At 44.7% G+C, this 17706-nt stretch carries 17 protein-coding genes and 1 pseudogene; 9 read left to right on the top strand and 9 right to left on the bottom strand.

Annotated features, from left to right (window positions below):
- Positions 1-259: 259 nt before the first annotated feature.
- Entirely contained in the window at positions 260-730 is a 471-nt protein-coding gene (locus I579_RS06025) for a hypothetical protein (protein WP_010754495.1), read from the bottom strand.
- A 183-nt stretch (positions 731-913) separates the two neighbouring features.
- Between I579_RS06025 and I579_RS06020 the strand changes: the two genes are divergently transcribed.
- Positions 914-1555, top strand: coding sequence for a pentapeptide repeat-containing protein (locus tag I579_RS06020; protein ID WP_010754496.1), 642 nt, complete (start codon positions 914-916; stop codon positions 1553-1555).
- Between the two features lie 95 nt (positions 1556-1650).
- Here I579_RS06020 and I579_RS06015 read toward each other — a convergent pair whose 3' ends face one another.
- Positions 1651-2556 (bottom strand): magnesium transporter CorA family protein, encoded by a 906-nt coding sequence (locus I579_RS06015; protein ID WP_010754497.1) that lies wholly within the window; start codon positions 2554-2556, stop codon positions 1651-1653.
- A 74-nt stretch (positions 2557-2630) separates the two neighbouring features.
- Entirely contained in the window at positions 2631-3098 is a 468-nt protein-coding gene (locus I579_RS06010; protein ID WP_010754498.1) for a GNAT family N-acetyltransferase, read from the bottom strand.
- 335 nt (positions 3099-3433) lie between these two features.
- Between I579_RS06010 and I579_RS06005 the strand changes: the two are divergent.
- Positions 3434-3934: pseudogene (locus I579_RS06005) on the top strand (transposase); the annotation flags it as partial.
- Positions 3935-3956: 22 nt separating this feature from the next.
- On the opposite strand, the gene I579_RS12660 reads toward I579_RS06005, so the two are convergent.
- Together I579_RS12660 and I579_RS05995 are read right to left on the bottom strand one after the other, a co-directional pair.
- Positions 3957-5083 (bottom strand): IS3 family transposase gene (locus tag I579_RS12660; protein WP_155854775.1). Its coding sequence is split into 2 segments (ribosomal slippage): positions 3957-4855 and positions 4855-5083, totalling 1128 coding nucleotides; the frame shifts between segments, so codons are not numbered across the junction.
- 282 nt (positions 5084-5365) lie between these two features.
- Positions 5366-6685 carry an IS1380 family transposase gene (locus tag I579_RS05995; protein ID WP_010753805.1) on the bottom strand — a complete coding sequence of 440 codons (1320 nt, stop codon included), beginning with the start codon at positions 6683-6685 and terminating at the stop codon, positions 5366-5368.
- Between the two features lie 306 nt (positions 6686-6991).
- On the opposite strand from I579_RS05995, the gene I579_RS05990 reads away from it, so the two are divergent.
- Positions 6992-7642: a DUF4230 domain-containing protein gene (locus I579_RS05990; RefSeq protein WP_233419261.1), complete on the top strand. Its 651-nt coding sequence runs from the start codon at positions 6992-6994 to the stop codon at positions 7640-7642.
- Positions 7643-7692: 50 nt separating this feature from the next.
- On the opposite strand, the gene I579_RS05985 is transcribed toward I579_RS05990, so the two are convergent.
- Entirely contained in the window at positions 7693-8352 is a 660-nt protein-coding gene (locus I579_RS05985; protein ID WP_174270013.1) for a deoxynucleoside kinase, read from the bottom strand.
- A 373-nt stretch (positions 8353-8725) separates the two neighbouring features.
- Between I579_RS05985 and mvk the strand changes: the two genes are divergently transcribed.
- From mvk to fni, 4 genes are read left to right on the top strand one after another with little or no spacing between them, the layout of a single operon-like run.
- Entirely contained in the window at positions 8726-9661 is a 936-nt protein-coding gene (gene mvk / locus I579_RS05980; protein WP_010754503.1) for a mevalonate kinase, read from the top strand.
- Positions 9654-10628: a diphosphomevalonate decarboxylase gene (gene mvaD / locus I579_RS05975; RefSeq protein ID WP_010754504.1), complete on the top strand. Its 975-nt coding sequence runs from the start codon at positions 9654-9656 to the stop codon at positions 10626-10628. Before mvk ends, mvaD begins: the two co-directional genes overlap by 8 nt.
- Positions 10629-10664: 36 nt before the next feature.
- A complete protein-coding gene (locus tag I579_RS05970; RefSeq protein ID WP_010754505.1) occupies positions 10665-11738 on the top strand; it encodes a phosphomevalonate kinase in 1074 nt (357 codons plus the stop codon).
- Between the two features lie 32 nt (positions 11739-11770).
- The gene (gene fni, locus I579_RS05965; RefSeq protein ID WP_010754506.1) at positions 11771-12811 is read left to right on the top strand and encodes a type 2 isopentenyl-diphosphate Delta-isomerase; all 1041 of its coding nucleotides are present in this window, start codon (positions 11771-11773) and stop codon (positions 12809-12811) included.
- Positions 12812-12912: 101 nt separating this feature from the next.
- Here fni and I579_RS05960 read toward each other — a convergent pair whose 3' ends face one another.
- The 3 genes from I579_RS05960 to I579_RS05950 all read right to left on the bottom strand — a co-directional run bounded on the left by I579_RS05960 (position 12913) and on the right by I579_RS05950 (position 14292).
- The gene (locus tag I579_RS05960) at positions 12913-13332 is read right to left on the bottom strand and encodes a type II toxin-antitoxin system death-on-curing family toxin (RefSeq protein ID WP_010754507.1); all 420 of its coding nucleotides are present in this window, start codon (positions 13330-13332) and stop codon (positions 12913-12915) included.
- Positions 13329-13571, bottom strand: a complete 243-nt coding sequence (locus tag I579_RS05955; RefSeq protein WP_010754508.1) for an AbrB/MazE/SpoVT family DNA-binding domain-containing protein — start codon at positions 13569-13571, stop codon at positions 13329-13331. Before I579_RS05955 ends, I579_RS05960 begins: the two co-directional genes overlap by 4 nt.
- Before the next feature lie 229 nt (positions 13572-13800).
- The gene (locus tag I579_RS05950) at positions 13801-14292 is read right to left on the bottom strand and encodes a hypothetical protein (RefSeq protein WP_010754509.1); all 492 of its coding nucleotides are present in this window, start codon (positions 14290-14292) and stop codon (positions 13801-13803) included.
- Between the two features lie 250 nt (positions 14293-14542).
- Here I579_RS05950 and I579_RS05945 point away from each other — a divergent pair, with 250 nt between their 5' ends.
- Both I579_RS05945 and I579_RS05940 read left to right on the top strand, forming a co-directional pair.
- Positions 14543-16729: a PTS transporter subunit IIBC gene (locus I579_RS05945; protein WP_010754510.1), complete on the top strand. Its 2187-nt coding sequence runs from the start codon at positions 14543-14545 to the stop codon at positions 16727-16729.
- Between the two features lie 15 nt (positions 16730-16744).
- Entirely contained in the window at positions 16745-17569 is an 825-nt protein-coding gene (locus I579_RS05940; protein ID WP_010754511.1) for an endonuclease/exonuclease/phosphatase family protein, read from the top strand.
- Positions 17570-17706 lie beyond the last annotated feature (137 nt).

Below are 17706 nucleotides of genomic sequence, written 5' to 3'. Positions count from 1 at the left end.
TTAAAAACCGACGAATCCTGATTTCCCCTTAAAAAAGTATAAAAAAAGCATTCCACAAAGGACTTTCCTTTATGCAATGCGAATAGGACTCTTCTTTTAATGATACAAAAGAGTCCACTTTTATAATAATAATAAGCCGAAAATCGCTGTAACTTCCCTCATTTTCATCACCTATTCTTCGTTGTCGGTTTCTCGTTAGTACAAAAATACCGAAAAGCCCCTTCGATGTCAACAGTTTTTTCTTAATTTTCAGAATATTCTAGGAAGATTGACCGAAAAACAACGGCTCTTTTGCTGGAAAATGGGCGGAAATTTTCGGTTTTTCACCATCTATCCTATAAAAATCAACGAAAATCAGGGCAGACTGCGCCCCTGGGACAATCGGAAAGACACTTTTTTCGTTTTTCCCGGCGGCTGCTCCGGTCTCTAACACCACTTTTTGAAGCAAAGCACAGCATTCCGCCGCCGTAAAAAAGCGCCGAAACCGCCATAAATGCTTGATGATTGCTGGATTATCCTTCTGCAAAAAGAACAACTCCCGCACTTCCTCTCGATACAAGTCCACTGACAACTGAGCCACATTAGGACAAAGTGTGGCTACGAGATTGATCAACCGCAAGTAATTCAAAAAGACTTCCGGACGCATGGTTTCACTATGATAATAGGCTTTCAGCCGGCGAGCGGTGGTAGCCGGTTTGAAATAAGCGATTTGATTAAACGTCACAATCATCGAAAAAACCTCCTAGCTGACTCTTCCTTAAGAAAACCCCTGCTACTTCTAGTTACGCAGAAAAGAACAGTCTCGTTTTTTCTCATGGCATGGGTAGTTCTTCCTTGTCACAAAACTCCCGGCACACGTTAGCCCTTCGTGGTACACTGGAAGCACGAATTTCACTGGAAAGGAACATACCCTATGAAACCCATGAAAAAGCCCCCACGCATCATCCCCCCTCAGCTAGTTGCACTAACACCCGGTGATTTATTTCTAGACGACGAGGCCTTTTACCAAGACTTGTTCTTCCAAGACAGCGACCAGAGCTACCTGACCTGTCGCAATCTGGTTTTGCGCCAGTGTCACTTGGAGAAAGTCACCTTGCTCCACAATCGCTTGGAGCGCTTTGAGGCCAGCAACACCCTGTGGGAAAAGTGTGACCTGTCCAATAGCGAGCTGTTTGGCGCCAGTCTTCATCAAGTGACCTTTCGCCAATGCAAACTCACCGGCACTAATTTTGCCGAGAGCTATCTGCGGGATGTCACTTTCGAAGACTGCATGCTCGACTACGGTACTTTTGCCAACGCCGATTTTAAGAATGTCCGCTTTGCCAACTGCCGCCTGAAAGAAGCCGAGTTTTACGATTTGACTTGGAAAAATCTGCAGTTAAAAGAAAACGACCTGCAAGGCACCAACTGGCTCCACACTTCTTTAAAAGGCCTGGATTTCACCAGCAATCCCTTCGAAAAAATCGGCCTCTCCCCGGACCAGCTCCGAGGACTTAAAGTCGATCCCGCTCAGGCATTAGTGATTGCGGCTAATCTGGGGTTGATAATTGAATAATAAAACAAAAAAATCAGACCGCCTTTCTTGCCACCGTGTGCAAGGAAGAACCGTCTGATTTTTTTATGTTACCTTCTAAAACTACACGCCCGATTTCATTTTATCCGCCGCCACATGGCCACGAGCATCCATATCGCCAACACCAAACTGATCAGCATGGCAATCGCCGCGCCAAAGGTCGAATCGGAAAACGGCAGGGGCACATTCATGCCAAAGAAGCCTGTAACGATGGTGGGCACCGTTAAAATCAACGACCACACCGTTAAAAATTTCATGGTGTCGTTCAGATTGTTATTCAGCAGATTGTTGTACGTGCCTGAGAGCTGTTCCAAGATTTGTGATGCCAGCTGGGTCATTTCCATGGCCTGATTGGCCTCGATCAAGGCGTCTTCCAGCTGTTCTTTTTCCGTATCGTTTAACATCCGATGCATGCGCTGAATGCCCATTTGTTGCAAAAGGGCGGCATTTTGCTTCGTAGCCGTCAGCAAATAAATCAGCCCAATATCCAAGTCGCTCATGGCAATCAAGCTTTTATTCGTCGTCTTCTCCCGCAACTTTTTATTCAACCGAGTGCGTTCGTTATTGACCTCTTCAATCAAGGGATAAAAGGCACTGCTGATCAAAAACAGCGTATGAAATAACAAGCTGTACGGACTCTGGGATGGATTATGATGAAGCAGTCTTTCAATCATTTCATTGACATAGTTCGTGTCCCCATTGGTAAAAGTAAACAGCCGGCCCTCTTTTAAAATAAACGCCATGGGACTGGTCTCGTAGTGATTTTCCACTTTTTGCCGCTGAGGGACATTGAAAATCACCAACACCGCGGCAGTTTCGCTATCGTACTCCACCCGGGCCCGCTCGTGAGTATCCAAAGAATACAGGACCATCTCATCGGAAAGGTGGTACTTTTCCTGCAAATTCCCAATCCGCGTCATATCCCGCTCATCCACTTGAACCCAGGTGCTCTTGCCCTCATTAAAACTGCGCATTTTTTCCACTCGGCCCACTCCTTTACGCAAACTACTTACATTCAGTGTACCAGAAGGAGGAAAAAAATGCCCCAGGGACCGCGCTAGCCAAGTTTATGGACAAAAAGCCACTCTCCTGCTTCCTCTGCGAAATACGTGAACCCTAAAGTCTTCAACAATCCAATGGACGCTTGATTTTCCGGCAAAACACCTGCTTTCACCTTAGTGGCCCCGTGGGCTTTAAGCCACGCCAAGACACCGAGAGTGACTTCCTTAGCCAAACCTTGCCGGGCAAAATCTGGATGAATCGTATAACCTAGCCAATACTCGCTGCCTGCTTTTTGCAGATAGACATCCCCGATTAGTAAATCGCTCGCTTTATCCACAATGGCAAACTGCTGGCCACTCTCCAGATTTGCTGGCCCCAGCAAGCTTTCGGCATACGCCTCTTTACTCAAGCCCTTAAACCCTTGATACTGCATCCATTCCACATTGTTGCGGTAAGCCATAAACCGCTCCAGATCTTTTTCTTCAAAAGCGCGCACGCAACAACGCTGAGTTTGAAATTCCATGGGTCACCTCTTTTCACTTTTTTACGAATGACTAGTATCTCCGTTTAAAACTACTCGTCAGAAAAAATAGGACATCTTTGATTTTTCTCAATTCTATCCTACTTAAGCAATATATTATCTTAAAACTACACCCAAAGATATTTCTAGCTTTTGGAAAATGACGGTATTAATTTAATGCGCATATTTTACACACTCTATAATAGAGATAAGCTTAGACTAGAAAAATCAGAGAGTGTAAAATATTTTGTGTAAATAGAAATTTAGGGTAGAAAAAGAGAAAGTCCATTCTGTAAAATTAAAGTTACGACACCGAAATTTTATAGGAGGACTTTCTCATGACTAATTTTACTACAGAAATTATGCAAACACTACTCAATAAAGGCGATTTAGATGAATTATTTCGGGATCATTTAGAACGAGCGATTAATTCACTTCTACAAGCAGAGCTAACTGCTTTTTTAGACTACGAAAAATATGATCGAAATGGATTCAATTCAGGAAATTCCCGTAACGGGAATTATTCACGTACATTTAAAACAGAATATGGAGAGCTAAATTTAACTATTCCTAGAGATCGGAATGGCGAATTTTCTCAACAAACACTCCCAGCATATAAGAGAACCAATGATTCGTTAGAAACGACCGTTATCCAATTATTTCAAAAAGGCATTACGATGGCTGAAATTTCCGAATTAATTGAAAAAATGTATGGGCATCACTATACGCCACAAACGATCTCCAACATGAGTAAACTCGTGTCTGAAGACGTTTTAGCATTTAAAGAAAGAACGTTAGAAGCCAGTTATTCCGTTATCTTGGATTTGAGTCAATATCTTGGACACATTTTAGTAGAGACGGTTACGCCATTTTTTCTTTTGCTAACTCTTCAAACTCCTGAGGGGTTAGATAGTGAATCGAGCTGTGAATTCGATTCCGGTTATAAAATCCTTCAATGTAACTAAATAGTGCTCGATTCGCTTCTTCGAAGTCTGAGTAAGTCGTCGTGTATACTTCTTCTTTTTTCAATGATGCATGGAAGGACTCAATTCCTGCATTATCATAGGGTGTTCCTTTGCGACTATAGGAATGTCTTATTTTATTGTTTTCAAGCCAACTTTCCACTTCGATTGCTGTATATTGACTACCTAAATCGGTGTGTAGAATCATTCCTTCTGGAATGTGGTACCGTTGTTTCGCTTGATTGAGTGTTTGTAACACACAATCGACAGTCATTCGCTTAGAAAATGTATAGCTAATAATCTTTTTCGTGTGTAAATCCATAATTGAAGATAAGTAACACCAACCATTTTTCTTAGTTGGAATGTAGGTGATATCAGCTACCCATTTTTCACAGATAGTTTTAGTAGAAAAGTCCTGATTTAAGATGTTCTCTTTTAAAACAACCGGCTGAACAGACCGTTGAGGTCTGTATTTCTTAACCACAATTGACCTTAGATTTAATTGTTTCATCAATTTTTGAACATGCTTAAGAGATACTGAAATTCCTTCTTTTAGCAACACTTGATGGATTTTTGTTGCACCATATCTCTGTTTATGATCAAAAAAGATCGTTGAAATCTTCTTTTTCAATTGGTTATTTCTGACTTCTGTAGCTGTTAACGATTTATTTTTATAAAAATAGTAGACGCTTCTAGGAATTTCTAATAACCGACACAACAAAGAAACAGTGTAATCCTTACACCATTTTTCAATGAATCGGACAAGTGACTTCAGGTCTTTCGAGAGAATATGGCTGCGGCTTTTTTTAATATTTCAAGTTCCTCTTTCAAACGAGCATTTTCTTTTCTCAAATCAGCCGCTTCTTTTCCGGTTAGTCCTGTGGACGGATCAGGTAAGTATAAATTCTTCCACTTATAAATCGTCGCTTCAGCTAAGCCATATTCTTTCGCCAACCCTCGAACAGAACGTCCAGTTTGATTTAGTTCAACAATCATCTGTTTAAAATTTTCTTCATATCGGGTCATAAAATCCATCCTCTCGTAGATAAGTTTAATTTATTTCTGTCTCTACGAAAAGATGTCTAAGATTTGATACTAACACTAAAACCTGAATAATTCATAGCTCTAAATTTAAGCTATTTTTTTGAACAAAGTGCCTATATTTAAATTAGGCAGATACATTCTCCCAAAATAATGTGTTTTCGAACAGGATATATACGGAAGAAGGCTATAATAAAAATTATTTGTCTATTTAAGGGCAGACTGACCCCTTGGAAAAATAGGTTAAAAATTTTTACGATAACTAGCCTAAATCCATTGCCTAGATCGCCGTAGGCGTTCAAAAACCTTATAAAATTCAGTTTGATACACATGATAACTCGACAGTTTGAGATAGACTTGTCTACCTGTTTTAACGAGTTTTCCGGCAACTTTAAGCAATGTCAATCGTATAGAATGAATCGTCATCCCCCGATTCACTTGTTCAAATCCAATGGTCTTTAAAAAATTGACGAGGTTGTAAGCCAGGACACTGATCATCATTCTGACATGATTTTCCAGGAAACGCGGACTATCTGTTTTGTCAAAATAAAAGCCTGATTTCGCTTCTTTGATGAAATTTTCCATTGTTCCACGCTTGCCGTAAAGAGAGAATATGACTTCAGGCGAGACATTATCGGATAGATTCGTCACAATGAATGCGTGGTGAAAAAGAAGCTCTCCTGCTTCACGGATTGATCGAATACAAACGCGACGGGGTTTTGACCAGGATTGTGCTTGATAAGGGAGTGAAAAATACTGTATTTCTCGGTCTTCCCATTTTTTATTATCCCCATAAAGAACAGAGTGTTCAGCTAACTGACTTAACCTCCGATTGCTCTTTAATCGGATAACGTACTGGCTTTCAGTTGCTTCACAAGATTCATACACCTCTGGTGTGGCGAAGCCGCTGTCACCCCGAACCAATATCTCGGTATGAGGTAACGTGCTCTTGTAGTGGTGTAACAGCGGGTCGATAAAGGCTTTTACCCCTTTAGACGTGTACTGATTGCCTGAACGCAGTTCAGCTTTTAGGAAATCTCCGGTCAATCCGTCAAATGCAACTAATGGGTGATAGCCGTAGGTTTGATAATGGGCATTATAATCTGTTTGTTCTTGGCGTCCAAAGGTATCCGAATGTGTGGAATCGACATCAATGATTAACTCGGTGTCATTGCGAATCAAACGCGCTTTATCAATCAGCGACTGATTTAATGCTTGGAGTTGATCCATGTTCTCCTCGGTGAAACGATCTAAAAACCGTGAGATTGACGATTGTGAGGCCAACTCTTTTTTACCGAGTACAGCTTGAAAGACTGGATCCTGTCTTAATAGATTAGCTGATGAGTCTGCCGAGTACCCAGCAATTAACTGCATAATGAGTTGTTCTAATATCGCTAAGTTATCATGTGTGAAGTAAACACGTTTGTCTTTAATATGGAGCCACTGTTTAGCTACGTGTGAAAAGTCGAAGGTATTCATCACCTCTTGAACTAAGACCAAACCCGAATCACTCGATAAGCGACCACCTGTATGTGAAATAGTCAAATTTGAATTGAATTTTACCTGGTTTTTGTGTAAGCTAGTCATGAGAAGAACTCCTTTCTTATGGTTGGTTTCGACACCTTTACCATATCAGAATGGGGTTCTTTTTGCATCACTTAACAGGTGAAAATGAAAAAGAAAATGAAGACTGCCGTTAGGCAGTTTCAGACGGTTTGAAGTCAAAGTATGAATTATTCAGGCTAAAAAGCTATATAATTAGCTTAAACATTAAGAAAGAATAAAGGAGGACACAGTGAAAAAAGTTGGCCTAATTTTAGGATTAATAGTATTGATAGGTTTAGCCTTTTTAAACCCTATTATTGTAATTGGACTTATAGGTGTTGGAATATTGTGGAGAAAGAAGGGGCATTGATGGTTGTATTTAAGAAAGTTAGTAGCAAGTTCTTTAAGTGGAAAGTTCCTGTATGGACTGTCTTGTTTATTGGAATTGTCATAATTGTGGTGAGTTTAATCCAACCATTCACCACATCTCAAGCAGATTCGCAATCTGTTTCAATGGTAAAATATCTAAAAGAAGTTAATGAACACGTATTTTTAAATGTGGGCATTGAAAGTGTGGAAACAAAAACTGAAAAAACCCAGATTCCTTGGATTAAAGCTGATGTGCCTCTCTCAAAAAAAAAATCAATTATTATCTTAACTTATGATGCTAAATTAGGCATCAAGCAACCTGTATCTATAAAAGAAATCTCCCCAAAAAAGCTTCGTATTGAAATTCCTAAATACGAGGTTATCGGGGTGGAGCTAGATGAAGAACATCCCTATACCCTTTATGATACTAGCGGGGAATTGCTAAGTTATTCCACTAAAGATGTCGATACTGGAAAACTTGTCACGCAGAAATTATCAACAAAACAACAAGAGCGGTACCTTGAACAATATCAAGAACAACTCAATAATTCTGCAAAAGAATACTATGAATCACTTTTCAAACCACTTGATGAAGAAATCGAACTCGAAATTATTTATCCTGAACAATAACACAAAGACCCCCTCCACCTAAAACAGGCGGAGGGGGTCTTTTAATCCAATTACGCCACCGGACTTTCTTGGCGAATTTCGGCTAATTTATCATCAATCAATTTCAGAACTTCTTCAGCGGCTTTTTCATCTTCCACAAAGTTCAGCAAGTCCCCATTGATTTGAATCTTAGGGCTTTCTTCGTAGGCGTCAAACCAGGCATCGTAGCGGCCATTTAGCTCTTTGTAGTAGTCATACAAAGTCGGATCGTAGTCCAATTGTTCATAAGGACGGCCCCGTTTTTCGATGCGAGACAACATAGTTTCAAAGGAAACTTTGATGTGCACCAATAAGTCTGGGTGTTTTTTGTGAGCGGCGTAAGGTAGTTCTTCCAACATATTTTCTAAGAGTTCATCATAGACTTTAACCTCGGTTTCAGTGGCCCGGCCTAAGTCCGCATTTAGATGAAACAACAAGGAATCTTCGTAAATCGAACGGTCCAAGACATTGTCCTCATTGCGCAAAGCCTGCTTGATACTGTCAAACCGCTTGTTCAAAAAATAAATTTGTAGCAAAAACGCATATTTATTAGGATCTGCGTAAAACAATGGCAAAACTTCATTGTTGTCCACGGATTCATAAAAGGCCTCACTGCCTAAATGATTCGCAATCATCTCTGTTAAACTTGATTTCCCTGCACCAATCGTGCCCGCTAATACGATCACACTCATTGCCTCCAACTCTCATTCGTCTAATTATTGTGCTCTTTTTGAAGTCACTTGCCACACTATACATCAGAAAACGTTTTGCGGTCAAATGAAAGCAGAGGGTCACATCCCGACCTTTTCACTCGCTAAAAAACGGTTAAAAATGCGATTGTAGCAGGCTTTTGTAAGGATTCCTTCTTCTTTTTCCAAAAGTCTCACCCACCGGGATCAAACCGCCAAAGCGTCCACTTTTTCCAATAAAGTATTAAGAAATCTCGGGATTCTTCCTTTCTTTATTCGAAACTATTAACGTAAATGAAAATTTCTAGTAGAATGGTAAGGCGAGCAGAAAGCTGACAATTTTGTCAGCTTTCCATTTGAGAAAGAGGTGTGAATTGTGAAGGTCATTGCCGAAGGAGCGGCCAGCGGTAAAATCATCCTAATGGGCGAACACGCCGTGGTCTACGGGGAACCGGCGATTGCCATGCCTTTTGCGGCTACTAAGATTACGGCCACCATGCAAGAGGCTTCCCAGGATCAATTGACATCCAACTATTATAGCGGGAGCTTAGCCGAAGCCCCCGCTAACTTACTGAACTTGCAAAACTTGATTGGCAAACTGCGCCAGGATTTTGACGCCCCACCTGTGGACTGTCGCATTGTGAGCACCATCCCCGCTGAGCGTGGCATGGGTTCCAGCGCAGCGGTGGCGGTGGCGGTCACCCGGGCTTTTTTTGCTTGGCAAGAAATCCCCACTGATCAAGCACGGGTTTTGAACTACGTCAATGGCGCAGAACAAATCGCCCATGGCAATCCCAGCGGCATCGATGCGGCGGCCACGAGTGGCCAGCAGCCGGTCTTTTTCCAGAAAGAGCAGCCCTTAGAGCCGTTTCAATTAAACTTAACCGGGGCGCTAATCGTGGCGGACACCGGCGTTAAGGGCAAAACCCGAGACACGGTGCAAGACGTGGCGACTTTATTGCGCCTACAACCAGAGAAAACCCGGGCAGCCATTGGGGAATTAGGTCAATTAACCCGGGCAGCCCGAATCGCCATTAGTGACAATCAACCGGCCACACTAGGTGAATTGATGAATCAAGCCCAAACGTTGTTGCAGCAGCTTTCCGTCAGTGACGCCAGCTTGGATCACTTGGTGCAAGTTGCCCGCCATAACGGCGCTTTAGGAGCGAAACTTACCGGTGGCGGCCGCGGCGGCTGTATGATTGCCTTAGCCAAAGACCGCCACACAGCCGCCATCATCGCCAATCAATTAGAAAATGCAGGAGCCAAGGCGACTTGGATCCAAGAATTAGGAGTTTGTCAGTATGTATAAAGGAAGCGCCCGGGCGTATACCAATATCGCCTTAATCAAATATTGGGGCAAGAAAAATGAAGAATTAATCCTCCCTATGAACAACAGTCTCTCATTGACACTGGATGCTTTCTACACGGAAACCAGTGTCACCTTTGAGCCTAATCAAACCGCCGACCACTTTGTCTTGGACGGGGTTGTGCAAGACGAAAAAGCGACAAAAAAAATCAGTCGCTTTCTGGACTTAGCAAGAGAAAAAGCCCAAGTCAACTGGGGTGCCGTAGTCGAAAGTCGCAATTTTGTCCCCACCGCAGCCGGTCTGGCCTCTTCTGCCAGTGGTTTAGCAGCCTTGGCTACGGCCAGCAATGCCGCGCTAAACCTCGGCTTAGACGATCGGGGCCTTTCTCGTTTGGCACGTCGGGGTTCCGGTTCGGCTTGTCGCAGTCTTTTTCCCGGCTTTGTGGAATGGGAACAAGGGGAAGATGATGAAACTAGCTTCGCCCAACAAATCCCTTCAAATGACTGGGAACAAGATCTGGCCATGCTTTTTGTTTTGATTAATGACCAACAAAAAGACGTCTCTAGCCGGGATGGTATGCGGCGCACCGTGGCTACCTCGAGTTTTTATCCTGGCTGGTTGGCCAGTGTGCCCACCGACTTGGCCCACGCAAAAAGCGCCATTGCTACCCAAGATTTCACCGCTTTAGGGGAAGTCACCGAAGCCAATGGGTTAAAGATGCACGCCACCACCCTTGGCGCCGTGCCGCCTTTTACCTATTGGTCCCCAGATAGTTTGGTAGCTATGAATCTCGTGCGCCAACTGCGGCAAATCGGCTTAGAGTGCTACTTCACCATGGACGCTGGTCCCAATGTGAAAGTCCTCTGCCAAAGAAAAGACGAAGACGCCCTGAAACAAGCCTTAAGCCAACACTTTGCCCCAGAACGCCTGATTCTAGCCCATGCTGGTTACGGCGCAACTGTGATTTAAAGAAAACCAAACCCAATTTTAAGGAGTCAAAATTTCATGTATGAAGTATCCGTCCCGGGAAAATTATTTATCGCCGGGGAATATGCCGTAGTCGAAGCCGGCCATCCCGCCATTATCGTGGCAGTGGATCAGTTTATCACCATTACCATTGCCACCGCGAAGAAAAACGGCAGTATCCAATCACAACAATACAGTGAACTACCCATTCGTTGGACCCGTCGAAACAATCAGCTCGTCCTAGATGTGCGGGACAATCCTTTCCATTATATTTTAGCCGCCATTCACCTGACGGAAAGCTACGCCCAAGAACAAGGGCGCACTTTGTCTTTTTACGACTTGAAAGTAACCAGTGAATTGGACAATTCCACCGGGCGCAAGTACGGTCTTGGTTCCAGTGGCGCCGTTACCGTGGCTACCGTCAAAGCGCTAAACGCCTTTTATCAGCTGGAAATGGATCAAATGACCATCTTCAAACTCTCGGCCTTGGCCCATTTGCAAGTGCAAGGAAATGGTTCTTGTGGGGATATCGCCGCCAGCTGTTTCGGGGGCTGGATTGCTTTTTCCACCTTTGAACCAGACTGGGTTAAAAATGCCCAGGAGACCATGAGTCTAACGGAACTTTTGGCCACACCTTGGCCTTCTTTGATGATCGAGCCGCTAACCGTGCCGAAAAACGTCCGCCTGTTAATCGGTTGGACCGGCAGCCCGGCTTCCACCAGTGATTTGGTGGATCAAGTCCACGAATCCCGGGAAACCGAAGAACGAGATTACCAGCAATTTCTTGCGGACAGCAAAGACTGCGTGGAGACCTTGATTCAAGCTTTCCAAGAGCAAAACGTCCCTTTGATTAAAGAAATGATTACCAAAAACCGGAGCTTATTAAATCGTTTGAGCCAAGTCACCGGAGTGATGATTGAAACGCCCGCCTTGAAAAAAATGTGCGACTTAGCAGAACAATTCCAAGGAGCGGCGAAGTCTTCCGGAGCCGGTGGTGGTGATTGCGGCATCGTAATCGTGGACCAAAAAAGCGGCATCCTACCTTTAATGAGTTCTTGGGAAAAAGCCGAAATCACTCCTTTGCCACTACACGTTTACCATTATCCTAATTAGCACGCCCACACTAAGGAATCACGGAGGTTTTTATGAATCGAAAAGATGAACACGCGGCCTTGGCCATGGATTTCTACCGGGAAAGCGGCAATGACTTTGATCTGATTCGCCTAGTGCACAATTCATTTCCGGAAATGAGCGTGGCGGAGACCTCCCTAACCACGGAAATTTTGGATCGAGAATTCCCTCTCCCCTTTTTCATCAACGCCATGACTGGGGGCAGTGAAAAGACCAAGGAATACAACCGGCAACTAGCCGAAGTCGCCAAAGAATGCGATTTGATGATGGCCACGGGTTCCGTAAGTGCCGCTTTAAAAGATCCTAGCGTGGCGGATAGCTTCACCGTGGTGCGCCAAGTCAATCCCAATGGCTTTATCGCCAGCAATATCGGCGCCGGCTCCAATTTAGAACAAGCCCAACGTGCCGTGGACCTCTTAGAAGCCAACGCACTCCAAATCCACGTGAACGTGGCCCAAGAGTTGGTCATGCCTGAAGGGGATCGGGATTTTTCCCAATGGCTAGCCAAAATCGAAACCATCGTCCGCCATTTACCCGTGCCGGTAATCGTCAAAGAAGTCGGCTTCGGGATGTCTCGCAAAATGGTTCAACAACTGGTGGACTGTGGCGTCACCGCCATTGACATCAGCGGCCGTGGGGGCACCAGCTTCACCCGTATCGAAAACGCTCGCCGGCCCCAACAAGAACTGGCCTACTTAACCAATTTCGGTCAAAGCACCCCAGAAGCCTTGTTGGAAGCATTGGAAGTGCCACAAATTTTTGATTTGATCGCTTCTGGGGGCATCCAAAACGCCTATGATATCTACAAAGCATTGGTGCTCGGTGCTCGTAGCTGTGGGGTTTCGGGTAAGATGCTCCACACGGTGATCAACGGCGGCCCTGAAGCCGGCATTCGCCTAGTGGAAGACTGGTCAAAAGAACTGCGCCTTTTGATGACCTTAACCGGCCAACGGAACTTAAAAGACCTGCGAGAAGTCCCTGTGACTTTCTCCGGCAGTCTTTTGGAATGGTGCTTCAATCGGGAAATCGATATTAAGAAATATAGTTTGCGCTAAGGACAATGTGCAAAACCTAAGGATAACAAATAACCCCCAACCAGAATCTGGTTGGGGGTTATTTGTTCAGCTAGCGGCCTTCGTAGCAGTCAGTAGCCCTTCTACTTATCGAGGCTCAATTTTGTCACCTTTCCTGATGTTTCTAAAAAGTGCGCTACTTCTTCCTTCATCAAATCAAACTCTTGATTGCTTGTTGTAATGTTTAAAATGAATTGGACTGCCTCTTCTTGTGTAAAGGAAGTAGTATAACCATTCATCATCAAAAAAGTAATCATCGAAACTAAAGCAGTGCGCTTGTTGCCATTTTGGAAGGGGTGTCTCTTAGCCAGATTGATTGCTAAGATAGAAGCTTTATCATAGATTGTCGGATACAATTCTTCACCGAAAACCTCTTGCTGTGGTTGATTTACGGCCATGTCTAAGGCTGCCGCATCCTTTAACCCGATTAATTCCCCTGAAGAAACGGTGGTAATCAACTTTGCATTGATTTTTATGATGTCTTTTACAGTCAAATACTTCATAGATCAACCAAATCCTTAATGGCTTGTTCATATTGGCTCATGACTGCGTCTACGATTGAATCCACATCAACTTCTTCTTCCGCTTTTACGATTTTTACAGAGCCATCGGTTTCAAAAATATATCGGATAGATTCACCAGTTTTTAGATTTAACTTCTCTTTCACTTCGACAGGAATGGTGGTCACATCACTGTTTCCAGATTTGCGAACTTTATACTTTTTAATATCTACATCATTCATTGTAACTACATCCTCTCTTTGGATATACATTATTATAGTATATCTTTTATTACTAGTAAATCATTGTGCAAATAGCGCAAACTTCAGTGCTTCCTATGTATCCCACAAAAAAAGGAGAGCTACGACGCGTCAATCAGTGTCATAGCTCTACTTCTATCGTTTTAAAACCAGTTTATTGTACCAAACTAGTGAGTCTCTCGACTTTAGCCTGAATCCCTACCAATCCAAATTATTTCCCAAACAATTTCTGGAAGAAGCCTTTCTTTTCACTAGTAGCGGCTGGCTTTTCTTTAAGTTGTGCCGCTTCTACTTTTTTGGCAGAAAAGACTACATCTTCTTCCTTGCGCATAAGGTTGTTCATCTCGATCATTCCTTGCAGACTAGAAACCATCCGTCGCACATCGCTTTCCTTCAAATCATAGGTCGCTTCCGCCTCACTGGCGCCTTCTGGGGTGCGCAACGCATGAATCACGTTTTGAATCTGGCCCAGCTGGGTGCGCAAGATTTCTTGCAAACTGACATCCCCAAAAACCGTTTGATTTTGCGCCGGTACCAAATAGGTCACAATGGCCAAACCATTGGCGTAATCCCGGATATCGTTGATTTTTTCTTGATACGCTTCCTTACCAAAGGTGCGATCTTTTTCCATATTCTTGGCAAATTCTTTCAATAAGGCTTGGGAAGTACTCAAAGCCTGAATCGACTCGGTTAATTCCGACATGTTAACGCCTCCTTCTATTGTCTTTATCTTACCATAATTGGCAAGCCCCTTCAGCTTAAAATCCGCGGCAAATCATTTCAGTTTATAACGCAACCGTTTGCACTTTCATCTGCTTTTATCAGTCAAAGAACCGAACGATTATTCACACTTATTTCATAAATTCAATTGAAACAGTTTACAAATCACCATACCCCGGCTATAATACATTTAACGAAACCGATTGCACAGGTTTAAATGAAGGAGAGGTACTATGAAAGAGTTCAAAAAGATTTTCAGTTTTGCATTTTGGCAAAAATTTGGGAAAGCCTTAATGGTGGTTATCGCCGTGATGCCCGCGGCGGGTTTGATGATCAGTATCGGGAAAACTATCCCCCTGATCAATGACCAATGGGCCTGGCTCGCTACTACCGGGGGCGTCGTAGAACAGATTGGTTGGGCCGTTATCGGCAATCTGCACTTATTATTTGCATTAGCCATCGGGGGTAGCTGGGCCAAGGAACGGGCTGGCGGGGCCTTCGCTGCCGGATTGTCCTTCATCTTGTTAAACCGGATTACCGGGGCGATTTTCGGCGTGACTTCTGCCATGTTGGCCGATCCTGAGGCCGTGACGCACACCTTATTCGGGCAAGAAATCGCCGTAAACGGCTATTTTACTAGTGTCTTGGAAGCACCTGCTTTAAATATGGGGGTCTTCGTGGGGATCATCGCCGGTTTTGTGGGCGCCACAGCTTACAACAAATACTACAATTTCCGGAAACTCCCAGATGTCTTGACCTTCTTTAACGGCAAACGCTTTGTGCCTTTCGTGGTCATCTTTCGCTCCATCATCGTGTCCTTGATTCTCGCAATCTTCTGGCCGATTATCCAAACCGGGATCAACAATTTCGGGATTTGGATTGCCAATTCACAAGACACCGCACCGATTTTGGCCCCATTCTTGTACGGGACTTTGGAACGGTTGCTCTTGCCATTTGGCTTGCACCACATGCTGACGATTCCGATGAACTACACCGCATTAGGCGGCACTTACGAAATCTTGACTGGCGCCCAAGCCGGCTCACAAGTTTTCGGGCAAGACCCATTGTGGTTAGCATGGGCCACCGACCTGGTAAACTTAAAAGGCGCCGGCGACATGAGCCAATACACCGAAGTCTTAAACGGCTTCACCCCTGCTCGCTTTAAAGTCGGCCAAATGATTGGTTCCTCCGGGATTTTAATGGGCTTAACCGTAGCCATGTACCGCAATGTTGACCCTGACAAACGCCACAAATACAAATCCATGTTTGTCTCTGCTGCGGCTGCCGTTTTCTTAACCGGGGTAACAGAACCTTTGGAATTCATGTTTATGTTTGTCGCAACACCGCTTTACGCAGTCTATGCCGTGATTCAAGGGGCAGCCTTTGCCATGGCCGATATTATTAACTTGCGCGTGCACTCTTTCGGGAACATCGAGCTTTTGACCCGGGTTCCTATGGCACTAAAAGCCGGCCTGGGTAATGATTTACTGAACTTTGTCCTTGTGACTATCGCCTTTGGAGTCTTCACGTACTTCTTGGCAAACTTCTTGATTAAGAAATTCAACTTTGCTACACCAGGACGCAACGGCAACTACGAAGTGGACAACGACGATACTCCTGAGGCAGCTGGTACTACGGGTACGGCGGATGCCAATTCCCAAATCGTTCAAATCGTCAACCTTTTAGGTGGTGCCAAAAACATCACCGACGTGGACGCCTGCATGACCCGCCTCCGTGTTTCCGTCAAAGACAAAGAAATCGTCGGCAACGAAGAACAATGGAAAAAAGCCGGTGCTCTAGGCTTGTTGGTCAAAGATACCGGGGTTCAAGCAGTCTATGGGCCCAAAGCCGACATCTTGAAATCCGATATCCAAGACTTACTCGACTCCGGTGCGGAAATTCCGGTGATTGATTTTGCGGACAGCACCACCCCAGCGCCAAAAGGGGAAACCCACTTTAAAGGTCAAAGCGAAACGATTGTCGCTCCGGCAAATGGTACTTTGATTGCCATTGACCAAGTGGAAGACGATGTATTCTCCCAAAAGATGATGGGAGAAGGATTCGCCGTGATTCCTGAAAACGAAGAAATCGTCAGTCCCGTCAGCGGTACCGTGGTTTCCGTCTTCCCGACGAAACACGCCATTGGCCTGAAGACGGCAGCAGGCATCGAAGTCCTCGTGCACATGGGGATCGATACCGTTGCCCTTGGAGGAGACGCCTTTACCCTCTTTGTAAAAGAAGGCGACCAGGTGAAAGCCGGCGCCAAACTAGCCAAAGCGGATCTGGAAAAAATTACCGCCGCCGGGAAATTAACCACCATGATCGTGGTCTTCACAAACGGCGAGGCCATTAAAGACTATCACTTTGACAAAACCGGCACCGTTTCTTACGGGGAAGCCATCGGCAGTATCGATTACTAAGGAGGCTTGCCACCCATGAAACTACTGACCTTAAACACCCATAGTTGGTTGGAAGACAAAGACGAGGCTCAAATCAACGAGCTAGCGCGCTTGATTCAGGAAGCAGACTGCGATCTAGTAGCCTTGCAAGAGGTCAACCAAGGTCTGACCTCCCCTTTGGCCGACACCGACGCTTACTTTACGCCGATTGCCGATCAAACACCGATTCAAATCGACAACTTTGCCTATCGCCTAACCCAACGCTTGCAAGCGTTGGGTTGTGCCTATTATTGGAGCTGGGCCTACAACCACATCGGCTACGACCGCTTCCAAGAAGGCGTCGCACTTTTGAGTAAGGAACCGCTGACACCTAGCGCTCACCTGCTTTCGGAAACCACGGACCCCACCGACTACCACACGCGCTACGGTCTACTAGCCCAAACCACAGTCGCCGGGACAAACATCCTGGCCGCTAGCCTTCACCTCTCTTGGTGGGAAGGCGCTACGAGCGGTTTTGCCTATGAATGGCAACGCCTAGAAGAAGTGCTAGCAGATAGTCAGCTACCTATCGCTTTACTAGGCGATTTCAACAATCCCGCTCACATTACCGCCGGTGGCTATGACTTGGTCATGCAGAGTCCCTTGCAGCTCCAAGACAGCTATCAAATCGCCCGCGAACGCCAAGGTTCCTTTACCATTCCGGCTAAAATCGCCGGTTGGGAAGAAGCCACCGAACCTATGCGCATCGACTATGTCTTTGTCCGCAACTTACCAATAACCCATTACCAAATCGTATTCGACGACCATCACAGTCCGAAAATCAGCGATCACTTTGGAATTTTGGTGACGGGTGAGGAATAAAAAAAAGTAGCAGAAGCCCCCTCCATGGAAAACATGGAAGGGGCTTTTGGGTATTTTGGGAAAAGCATCTCTTTTGAGAGGAAGTTACTTTTTATCTTCCACTTTTCAAAACCCGCTTTTTCCATTTCTACCTAACA

This window comes from Enterococcus asini ATCC 700915 (genome assembly GCF_000407365.1).
In the GTDB taxonomy this organism is placed as follows: domain Bacteria; phylum Bacillota; class Bacilli; order Lactobacillales; family Enterococcaceae; genus Enterococcus_C; species Enterococcus_C asini.
This window is presented reverse-complemented; position numbering and strand designations above follow the sequence as displayed.